Raw genomic sequence first — 10,837 nt, forward strand, 5'->3', positions numbered from 1 at the left:
TGGCTGTTTTCTGTTTTACTAACGAGAACCTCGAACGAACCCACTCGTTCACTCATTTCGTTGCAAACCAGGTCTCGAACATCGCATCTCTAGTGTCGCCATCCTGAAACTGAAGCGGTTATGGAACTCATGGAATCTGACATTTCCAATCGTGATGACATTTTTCTATTCCATGATTGCGTCAGCTCAGCACTTCATGGCATATTCAAGGTGTCCTCATTCGTAATCTTGCTGGAAATGGGCAATCAGAATTCTATTTATGTAATATCCTGAATTGTAGTAAGTGTTTCCTTTGACACAGCTGTTATCTATGTTTGTGTGGCAATCTGGAGGAGGAAGTTCATTGAAGAAAATTGCATTCGTGACAGACAGTACGGCTTATTTAACGGACGAACAGGCTAAAAGGTTTGATATCTCCGTTGTGCCTCTGTCCGTCATCTTCCCGGATGCTGCGTATCGTGAGGGTGTTGATCTCAGTAACGCAGCATTTTATGAGAAATTGCATAAATCGAGTTCATTGCCGAGTACCTCACAGCCTCCAGTTGGTGAGTTTGTATCTGTGTTCGAAAGACTCTTAGTCGATCACGATGTGGTGATGTGTCTCCTGCTCTCGAGCAACTTAAGCGGAACCCTTCGCTCAGCGGAGACTGCAGCGAGCATGGTCAAGGGCGATGTGGTTATCGTAGACTCAAAAATTGCCAGCTACGGGATTGCGGGTCCTTTGCTTGACGGCATTGAAATGGCCAGACAAGGGGCAACCACAGAACAGATTCAAGCGTACTGGGAAGAGCGGCGTGAGCAGATGCATGCTCGTTTTCTCGTCGATACACTCGAATATCTTCACAAGGGCGGGCGCATCGGCGGAGCTGCCGCTATCGTTGGTGCACTCCTGCAGATTAAACCCATCCTGACTGTCATTGACGGCAAGATAGAACTTCACGAGAAGGTGCGAACGCATAAGAGAGCACTGGACAAAATACTGGCAGACTTTGATGAGCACGCAAGTCAAGGCCGACCGATTCGGCTTGGCGTTATCCATGCAGAGCGCCTCGACGATGCAGAGAAGGTCTACGAACAACTGACGTCCAAATACAGCAATGTGTACGCTGAACTATGTGAACTAGGGCCTGTCGTTGGCGCTCATACTGGACCAGGTCTCCTAGCGCTCGTTTGGTACGAGGGTGACGAGGCGTTGTTAAAGGCACAGTTTAACCGATAAGAAACTTGAAAGAGGGGCTTCCAATGCGCCTCAATCGGGATGACCAGAGAATGGCCCCTCGTCAAGCGAGCAGAGTACTTGTGCGACATTCATCTCGCAGAAGTGAACTCCCAACGATGGCACCGTCATTTCGGTTAAAGCATTACTGGAACAAGGTGTTGGATTGGCTCTATCCAGGCAGTGCGTCTGTGTGTGTTTTGTGTAACAGAGCCATTCCTGCGATTTCAGAGCAACAAGGTTTGCGTATTTCAGCATGGGCAGACGTGCCTGAGTCACTCGGGCAATTGGTCTGCCCTTTTTGTCTGCAAGAAGCTCGTGGCATTCAACCAAGGCCGATTCGGCGAAGCATGCAAGTTCAGATGTCAGGTAACGAGCTCCGCGGAAGCAGGCGCTTTGTACCCGTTCCGGTTTTCAGTGTTTTTCGCTATGAAGGGTTCGTACAGCGGGCCATTCGACCTTGGAAGTATGACGGTGCATTAGCACTGACGGAGTGGTTTTCGTCGGCCCTTGTCTCGGCGATCACCGTCGCGAACCTAGCACATGCCGTAGATGGTATTGTGCCTGTGCCCACTGCACCAGAACGCCTGCGCCAAAGAGGTTACCATCACACTTTGCTGTTAGCTAAGTCCGTCGCTGCCACCTGCAGCCTGCCGGTCTGGCAGGTACTTGAACGGGGGAAGCAAACTGAGCACCAAAGTCAGACTGAGCAGTCGGGGAGGGAAACACAGACAGCGAAGTCTGCAAGGGAGCGGCGTGCTTCCTTAGTTGGTGCTTTCCACACCGTGAGGGGAGTGGATATCTGCGGTACTCGAATCCTGTTGCTCGACGATGTCGTGACAACGGGGGCCACCATGGAAGCATGTGCGTCCCAACTGATGGCTGCGGGTGCGGCGCAGGTGATATGCATCGCGATCGCAGATGTACAGTAAGTGCTCTGGATATTAGACCTGGCGGTGTGGATTCCATGGATAATTGCATCGGCAACCTGGCTCATACGGCTCAAAAGCTGAAATTCATCTGATCAATTCTGCGAGGGTACTCTAAATTTGTCGGTTCTACTCGTTAAACTGCATCATATCGGCTTTTGCGATGGTAGAGTAATCAGAAATCGCGTTGAAATTCGTCTGATCAATTTTGCAGGTTTACTCAGATTTTGTCATTTCTACTTGTCGAACCACGTGATTTCGGTAGTCTCGGCAGAGTGTAACGCGTATAATGGACGCAACGAGGGGGGAACCGTGTTGCCAATCGCTCGTTGCAAACGGTGCCAGCGGATATTTAACAAGACGCGGCGCGACATCTGCCCAACTTGCATTGCTGCAGAAGACGATGCATTTCAGATTGTGCGTGGTTATTTAAAGGAACATCCGGATTCGGATATGGACGAGCTTACGGTAGGGACAGCTGTCCAATCCGAAGTTGTCATCGGACTCATCCAAGATGGTCGTCTCATTCCACGTGATAACCCCAACCTGACTTATCCGTGTGCACGATGCGGCAAGCCCACACAGGCTGGTCATTACTGCGCCAAATGCACGAAGGAAATCATGCAGGAGCGCAGCGCTGCTCGGAAAAAACCCCGGGTAGAACTATAGGTGAACAAGAACCTCGGTATGTGAGAGGTTCTTTTTTTCGACTTACTTTCATCTGAACTTGTTCGGAATGCTAGGACAAACTAGGGTATAATATAGTCATACAGGAAGGAGTGAAGCAGTTATGGACATTCAAGTACGCGGTGATCGTATCGAGGTAACGGGTGCACTTCACGGTTACGTTGACAAAAAGATTCACCGTCTCGAGAAGTTCTTTGATGCTCCGCCTGAAAGGGAAGTTTCAGTGACCATGTCAGTCGAACGTGGGATGCATAGAGTTGAAGTCATGCTTCAGATTCACGGCGTCATATTCCGGGCCGAGGAAACCTCTGATGACATGTACGCATCGATCGACCTGGTCGTTGATAAACTTGAACACCAATTGAATAAGTACAAAAACAAGATTAACAAGCGCTTCCGTGAGCAAGGTCTTCGCACACGCATCAAAACGAGTGCAACGAATGGCGCCTTCAGTGTAGCACCGGCTTATGATGAAGAAGTTGATGTTGAGGAGATGCTTGATGAGGTTGTCCGCGTCAAAAAGTTCCCTATGAAGCCGATGGATGTTCATGAGGCCATCCTTCAGATGGACTTGCTCGGGCACGATTTCTACGTCTTCACAAATGCAGTTACCAATGAAACAAACGTGGTCTATCGAAGGAAGATGGGACGCTACGGTCTGATTGAACCGCGCTAAGAAAGTTTGTATAAGAAAGTTTGTATAAGAAAGTTTGTATATGAGATTGAAACCCACCAGGCATCCGCGATATCTTCGCGGGTGCCTGTTTCGGTTTCCATAACTATAAGGTCATCTATAGGCGGCATGAGAGCGCGCAGTTGTACAAGTCCGGGTCATGTGACCCAAAACACAGTTTTTATTTTTTCCCTTGTCCCTTCTTCACGTTCGCTGTCCCAACCACATAGTGTATAGCAAATTGGGCGAATGCCTATGGAGGCGCCCTTTTTGAAAGGGGTTGGCAGCCGTGATCGTTTTGCACTGGATCATTCAAATTCTGCTCTTCTTCGTTTTGTGGAAGGTGTTTCACATGGCTACTGGACTCGTTCGCGACGCCTTTCAATCCAATTCGTTGATTGTCAATCTGCTCGTGAACCTGGTTGTCTCAATCCTTCTGCTTATCATCATGTACAACCTGCACTCCGTTTGGTGGCTGATGAGTTTGGTCGGTGCTTTAGTCGGAGTTATAACAGGGATGTCTGCGGCGAGGGTTAAGAGTTCAGGATCCGATGTCTAATACATCCCGAATCAGTGTTTCTCTAATGTGACACCTGTGGCACCAGATGTCACAGTCATAGGCCTCGGACCCAGATAACCTGGGTCCGTTTTTATGTGGGCATGGACCCGGATCCAACTCTTGCAATTCGAGAATGGTTGTGATATCACCTCACGCATTGTACAATGAATCTTTAGGAGATGTATCCCGGATGCGACTCGTCAAGACTGAGCGGTCCGTGGATGGACTGCTCGTGGAAAGGCCACCGTCGGCGGTCTAAATTGAGAGGGGCGTGACCTTCAGGTGGGACTCCTGAAACAAATCGTCAATACCAACGAGCGCGAAATCGCGCGGCTGCGTAAGATGGCTGCAAAAATTAATGCGCTCGAACCAGAGATGGAGAGCCTCACTGACGAACAGTTGCAGGCGAAGACAGTAGAGTTTCGCGAGCGGCTGGAGAACGGTGAAAAACTGGATAAATTGTTATTTGAGGCGTTTGCCGTGGTTCGCGAAGCATCAAAGCGCGTGACAGGTAAACGTCACTTTGACGTACAGCTGATGGGCGGTATCGTTTTGCACGAGGGCCGCGTGGCTGAGATGAGAACTGGTGAAGGTAAGACGCTTGTCGCTTCATTGCCTTCATACCTGAATGGTTTGACTGGCAAAGGCGTTCATGTCATTACGGTCAATGATTACTTGGCTCGCCGCGACGCACAGGAAATCGGCCAAATTCACCGTTTCCTCGGTCTGACTGTTGGGCTGAACGTGCACGACATGACACCGGATCAGAAAAAGGAAGCCTATCAAGCTGACATTACCTACGGCACGAATAATGAGTTCGGATTTGATTACCTGCGTGACAACATGGTTATGCGGGTTGAGGACATGACTCAGCGGCACCTGCACTTTGCCATCGTCGACGAAGTCGACAGTATCTTGATTGACGAAGCAAGGACGCCGCTTATCATTTCAGGTCCGGCTGAAAAGTCAGCAGACCTGTACTTCCGTGCCGACCTGTTTGTGCGCAGTCTGCGTCCGGATGACTATGTCGTCGATGAAAAGATGCGTACGGTGAACCTTACGGAAGAGTCGGGAGTCGGCAAGGCGGAGCGTTTCTTCTCCGTACAAAACCTGTTCGATCCCGATAATGTCACCCTCATGCATCACATCAATCAGGCGTTGAAGGCGCATGGCCTGATGCACCGCGATAAGGATTACGTGGTGCATAACGACGAGATCATCATCGTTGACGAGTTTACCGGCCGATTGATGCAGGGGCGTCGATACAGCGAAGGGCTGCACCAAGCCATTGAGGCCAAGGAAGGTGTCCGCGTTCAAGATGAAACGAAGACACTGGCGACCATTACCCTGCAGAACTATTTCAGGATGTACGACAAGCTTTCTGGCATGACCGGTACAGCGATAACGGAGGAAAAGGAGTTTGTTGAGATTTACGGCATGGACGTTGTCGTCATCCCGACGAACCGCCCGCTCGTCCGGAATGACTTAAAAGATATTATTTACAAGACCCAAGGTGGAAAGTTCAACGCGGTGGTCGACGAGATTGCGCAGAGACACCAGAACGGACAACCTGTGCTTGTTGGCACCACGTCGATTGAAAAGTCGGAGATCATTTCGAACCTGTTGCGAAAACGCGGTGTCATGCACCAAGTGTTGAATGCGAAACAGCATGAGCGTGAAGCTGAAATCGTCGCGCTCGCAGGTCAACGAAATGCGGTCACGATTGCAACGAACATGGCTGGGCGCGGTACGGACATCATCCTCGGCGAAGGTGTCGCGGATCTTGGCGGTCTTCATATCATCGGTACAGAGCGGCATGAGAGTCGACGGATCGACAATCAGCTGCGCGGACGTGCCGGACGTCAGGGAGACCCAGGTTCGTCGCAGTTTTTCCTCTCCCTCGAGGACGACCTGCTTCGCTTGTTCGGATCGGACAACATCAAGCGTCTGATGGATAGGCTTGGTCTCGAAGAGGACCAACCGATTGATCACAAGATGCTGACAGGTGCGATGGAACGGGCTCAGAAGAAGGTCGAGGGCAACAACTACGACATCCGCAAACACGTCTTGCGCTATGACGACGTGATGAACAAACAACGTGAAGTTATCTACAAGCAGCGCCGGCAAATTCTTGAACAGGAAAATCTGCGGGATGTCGTCGAGGGGATGGGGCACAGCCTCATCGAGCACATGCTGGATGTGTATTGTTCTGTGGAACAGGTGCCTGAAGACTGGGATATCCCAGGTCTGATTGCCTACGCAGAGCGCGAGTTCCTGAATCCGGGTGATGTGACTGAGGAAGAACTGCGCAGGCTCGACAGGGAAGAGCTTGAGGAGCACCTGCTTGACGTGCTTGTGAAAAATTACGACAAGCGGGAAGCAGAGATTGGCGGCTTCTTGCGTGACTTGGAAAGGGTCATCCTCTTGCGGACGGTCGATGCTAAGTGGATGGATCATATCGACGCGATGGATCAGTTCCGCCAAGGTGTTCATCTTCGTTCCTATGGTCAGGCCGATCCGTTGGTCATCTACCAAAAGGAAGGCTTTGAAATGTTTGAGGCGATGGTCCACAGTATTCAGGAAGAGGTTATCCTTTACATCTTCAAGGCGACTGTAACTGCACCACCGCCGCTTGAAATGCAGGAGACCGTTCCGATTCAGGGCGGTTGATGAAGTACAGCATGAAATCTTGCATCACCTGTGCGCTGTTTGGACGTGCATTACTGCGTGATGTAAGCATGAGCAGGCCCGTCGCGGCAAACGGCGGGCCTCCATTGTGAATAGCATAAATGTGAGTTTTCACAGTACACGAATTTTGAATTCCAACACGAGGTGATTTCATTGGCAGAAACGTTCGGTGAACTGCGTAATGAGCTTCAGAGTATGGCTAAGCGATTAGCGGATATCGGGAGGTCTCTTTGACGTTGCAGGCAAAGAGGCCCGCATTGCGGTACTCGAAGAACGGATGACTCAGCCTGGCTTTTGGGATGACCAATCGGCAGCGCAAAAGGTTATCTCAGAAGTGAATGGGCTAAAGGGTGTCGTCGAAAAGATGACCGCCTTAACCAGTGCACAGGAAGACCTTGAAGTCACTCTTGAGCTTGCAGCCGAGGAAGGCGACATGGAGATGTTTGCCGACGCTGACGAGGGTGCTGCGAAACAAGGGGAAGCCATCAACAAGTTTGAGCTCGAGTTGATGTTGTCCGATCCATATGACAAAAATAATGCTATCCTCGAACTCCATCCGGGTGCAGGTGGAACCGAGTCTCAGGACTGGGCTCTGATTCTGTTTCGGATGTACAACCGCTGGGCAGAGGATCGCGGTTTCAAGGTGGAAACGGTCGACTACCTGCCTGGAGACGAGGCTGGCTTGAAGAGTGCCACCTTGATGATCAAAGGCCACAACGCCTACGGATACTTGAAGGCTGAGAAAGGTGTGCACCGCTTGGTTCGCATCTCGCCGTTTGATGCATCCGGGCGCCGCCACACCTCGTTTGCATCGGTTGATGTCATCCCGGAAATCGACGAGGACATCGACATTGAGGTTCGGACAGAAGACCTGCGTATCGATACGTTCCGCTCCACGGGAGCTGGTGGACAGCACATCAACACGACCGACTCTGCGGTTCGAATTACACACTTACCGACCGGGATCGTCGTCTCCTGTCAGAGTGAACGTTCGCAGATCCAAAACCGCGCGGTCGCGATGAACATGTTGAAGTCTCGGTTGTATGAGAAGAAACGCCAGGAGCAGGAAGAGCACCTGGCTGCGATTCGCGGTGAGCAGAAGGACATCGCGTGGGGTAGTCAGATTCGCTCCTATGTCTTCCACCCGTACTCAATGGTGAAAGACCATCGTACAGGGCATGACACAGGCAATGTCCAGGCGGTTGTGGATGGTGACCTCGATCCGTTCATCGACGCATACCTGCGCTGGCAGCTCGCGATTGCACAAGGCCGCGCCTCTGCCGCAGGTGCAGGCGACGACATGGATGTATGATGGTTTCTTTTTGATGGATGTATGATGGTTTTTTTCGCAGGTAATCGCTTTTAATAGCTTTGAATATAGGTTGGGACTGGAAGGCCGCTTGGGACTGTATGAAAGTCCTGGCGGCCTTTTTGGCCTGCGAACAACCCCGGACACTGCTTTACACTTGAAGCACCGTGAGCGGTGCTGGTTGACCGCGACGGTGGCGTACCGGCAGGCTACGCAGCCTACAGAGATGCGCTGACAACCTTTTGACTCCACTAAGTGTTCTTCCGCTTTTCGCTTGCAAGTCTTGTCACCGTTGCCTATCATTGAAATGAATATACAGAATATTATGGACGGTGATCGGTGTGGCTAATGAAGAGACGCTAAAACTCATCGCTGAGAGCACGAAAGTGGCTCCGCCGGATTCCTATCGTTCCGCATCCTACCTGCAATCCGAGGCGGCATACGTAGAGAAATATCGTGCCTCGATAGAGGATCCGGAGGGATTCTGGCGCGAAATCGCAGACGAACTGACTTGGCAGCATCGAGAAAACGTGATCGTCACCGGAGACCTGCCTGACTTTCAGTTTTTCCCGGGCAGCCAAATCAACGTTGCAGAGAACTGTGTAGACAGGCATGCAAATCACCCGTTGTCACGGAACAAGGTGGCTTTGTTCTTTGAAGGTGAGAACGGCGAACGACGTTCTGTTACCTACCTGCAGCTGCAACGCGAAGTTTCGAAGTTTGCGAACGTGCTGCAGTCCCTCGGCCTTCAAAAGGGTGACGTTGTAAGCGTCTACATGCAGAATTTAATTGAGACCTATGTGGTTTTGTTGGCTTGTTTCCGGCTCGGTGTCATCTACAACACGGTGTTTGCAGGTTTTTCAGCGGAGGCATTGCGGGAGCGGATCGTCAGCTCAAAGGCCAAAGCCGTCATCTGTGCCAATGGCAGCTACCGCCGTGGTAAGGTGCTGCGACTAAAGGAGATAGTCGATGAGGCGCTGGAGTGCGAGAACGACGTAGAGCATGTGATTGTCTACCGCAGGGTGCCAGAGCTTGAGACGCCGATGACAGCGGATCGCGATCACGATTACGACACCCTCATGGCCTCTGCGTCCGCTGAGTGTCCGGTGGTCCCGCTTGACGCGAACGATCCCGGTCTGCTCATTTTCACCAGCGGTACAAGTGGTAAGCCGAAGGGGATCGTCCATGCGGGAGGCGGATTCCTGATTGGGACCTATGCCTACACGAAGTACCAGTTGGACCTGCGTCCGGAGGATGTGTACTGGAACACAGCTGACATCGGGTGGCTGACTTCGCATATCTTCGTGTTGGTCGGCGGCTTAGCACTCGGGACCACGACAATCCTCTATGAGGGCGCTATTGACTACCCGCACCAAGGGCGGCTCTACGAGGTGATGGAGCGCTACCAGGTGAATAAGATTTTCTCGGCGCCAACCGCGTTTCGGATGATGCTGAAATACGGACTTGAGCTGGCTCAGAAGTACGATTTGTCGAGCCTGTCGCTATTGGTCTCCGTCGGTGAACCACTGAACCCGGAGGCATGGCAATGGATGCGTAAGGCTCTCGGACGCGGTGATGTCGTCATTAATAACACGTGGGGGCAGACCGAGACGGGTGGGACGCCGCTTGCCTCGATACCGGGGGCAACCGCGATGAAAGCGGGATCGTGCGGGGTACCGTTCTTTGGCCATCAGCTCGAGGTGGTGGACAACGAAGGTAAACCGGTGCCGGACGGTACACCAGGATACCTGATTATCCGCAACCCATTCCCAAGCTTGGCTCGAGACATCTTTGGCGATCACGATAGGTACCTGCGTTCTTACTTTGCTCAGGTGCCGGGGGCGTACTTTACCGGGGACAGCGCCGTGCGCGATACGGACGGGCAGTTCTGGGTACTCGGCCGCGTTGACGATGTCATTAATGTTTCCGGTCACCGCATCAGTACGATGGAAATGGAAAGCTCCCTCATTAACCACCCAGCGGTTGTGGAAGCCGCCGTCGTGGGGCAACCGGATGAAGTGAAAGGTGCGGTGCCGGTTGCGTTTATTACCTTAGACAAGACCTTTACGGCCAACGAGGAATTGGCAACAGAGTTGAAGCAGAAAATCGTGAGTGACATCGGTTCGTTCGCGCGGCCGGAGCGGATTCACTTCGTCGAAGCCATGCCGAAGACAAGGTCGGGCAAAATCATTCGCCGCATGCTTCGTGAGATCATTCAAAACGGAGAGGTGCGCGGTGACGTAACAGGTCTTGAAGACAGCGACATCCTTGAGAAGCTGTTGCTCGATGTAACCGGTCAGGGCAACCTGGTGTAAACGGAACGGCGCTCGATGTGAAGCTGGGAAGGCACTGTGGGTGAAGCCCCACGGGTTTGCAGAGAGACATGGAGTGATAAGGAAATGCACGCGGGAGGTCTGGCTCGCGTGCATTTTGTTTCTCCAAGAAGCATAGCCTGTACGATATGCAGGTCAGGCAGTGGAGGTTGTCGTCGACAAAAAATATCGCTTTCCACGAAATTCCTGTATATTTCCCCTTGATCCGCCCTTTCGACCGTGGTATATTAGTCGATGTCGCCGCGAGGCGGCTACGATGAAAACCTGATAACAACGCTGATATTGAGGCAAGCTATCAGGTGTTTGAATGAAGTTAGTTCCTTGAAAACTAAACACACGCAGAGAGTGAAACGTACAGATTCGAAGTGAGCATCTTCGGCAACGAAGAGAGCAAACTTCTCAACTTTGAGAGTTTGATCCTGGCTCAGGACGAACGCTGGCGG

Annotated in this window: 8 protein-coding genes; all 8 read left to right on the forward strand. The window is 51.7% G+C overall.

Annotation, left to right across the window (positions count from 1 at the left end; all coding sequences use genetic code 11):
- Positions 1-343 precede the first annotated feature (343 nt).
- Positions 344-1,219, forward strand: a complete 876-nt coding sequence (locus AN477_RS15020) for a DegV family protein (RefSeq protein WP_054969977.1) — start codon at positions 344-346, stop codon at positions 1,217-1,219.
- 23 nt (positions 1,220-1,242) lie between these two features.
- Positions 1,243-2,148, forward strand: a complete 906-nt coding sequence (locus AN477_RS15025; RefSeq protein WP_054969978.1) for a ComF family protein — start codon at positions 1,243-1,245, stop codon at positions 2,146-2,148.
- 312 nt (positions 2,149-2,460) lie between these two features.
- Complete coding sequence (locus AN477_RS15030) at positions 2,461-2,814, forward strand: hypothetical protein (RefSeq protein WP_054969979.1); 354 nt, start codon at positions 2,461-2,463, stop codon at positions 2,812-2,814.
- A gap of 121 nt (positions 2,815-2,935) precedes the next feature.
- Positions 2,936-3,508, forward strand: coding sequence for a ribosome hibernation-promoting factor, HPF/YfiA family (gene hpf / locus AN477_RS15035; protein WP_054969980.1), 573 nt, complete (start codon positions 2,936-2,938; stop codon positions 3,506-3,508).
- A gap of 286 nt (positions 3,509-3,794) precedes the next feature.
- Positions 3,795-4,064 carry a hypothetical protein gene (locus AN477_RS15040; protein WP_054969981.1) on the forward strand — a complete coding sequence of 90 codons (270 nt, stop codon included), beginning with the start codon at positions 3,795-3,797 and terminating at the stop codon, positions 4,062-4,064.
- A 282-nt stretch (positions 4,065-4,346) separates the two neighbouring features.
- Positions 4,347-6,734, forward strand: coding sequence for a preprotein translocase subunit SecA (gene secA / locus AN477_RS15045; RefSeq protein WP_054969982.1), 2,388 nt, complete (start codon positions 4,347-4,349; stop codon positions 6,732-6,734).
- A gap of 171 nt (positions 6,735-6,905) precedes the next feature.
- A protein-coding gene (gene prfB / locus AN477_RS15050) for a peptide chain release factor 2 (protein WP_245631841.1) occupies positions 6,906-8,064 on the forward strand; the annotation gives its coding sequence in 2 pieces (ribosomal slippage) (positions 6,906-6,971 and positions 6,973-8,064; 1,158 coding nt in all).
- Positions 8,065-8,402: 338 nt separating this feature from the next.
- Positions 8,403-10,376 carry an acetate--CoA ligase gene (acs, locus tag AN477_RS15055; RefSeq protein ID WP_054969984.1) on the forward strand — a complete coding sequence of 658 codons (1,974 nt, stop codon included), beginning with the start codon at positions 8,403-8,405 and terminating at the stop codon, positions 10,374-10,376.
- Positions 10,377-10,837: the final 461 nt, after the last annotated feature.

This window comes from Paenalicyclobacillus ferrooxydans, assembly GCF_001399675.1.
GTDB classification, from domain to species: domain Bacteria; phylum Bacillota; class Bacilli; order Alicyclobacillales; family Alicyclobacillaceae; genus Alicyclobacillus_B; species Alicyclobacillus_B ferrooxydans.

What these genes read in the sequence shown, in the direction of transcription:
- AN477_RS15025 (WP_054969978.1), top strand. Translation starts at nt 1,243, where the DNA reads ATGCGCCTCAATCGGGATGACCAGAGAATGGCCCCTCGTCAAGCGAGC.
- hpf (WP_054969980.1), top strand. Translation starts at nt 2,936, where the DNA reads ATGGACATTCAAGTACGCGGTGATCGTATCGAGGTAACGGGTGCACTT.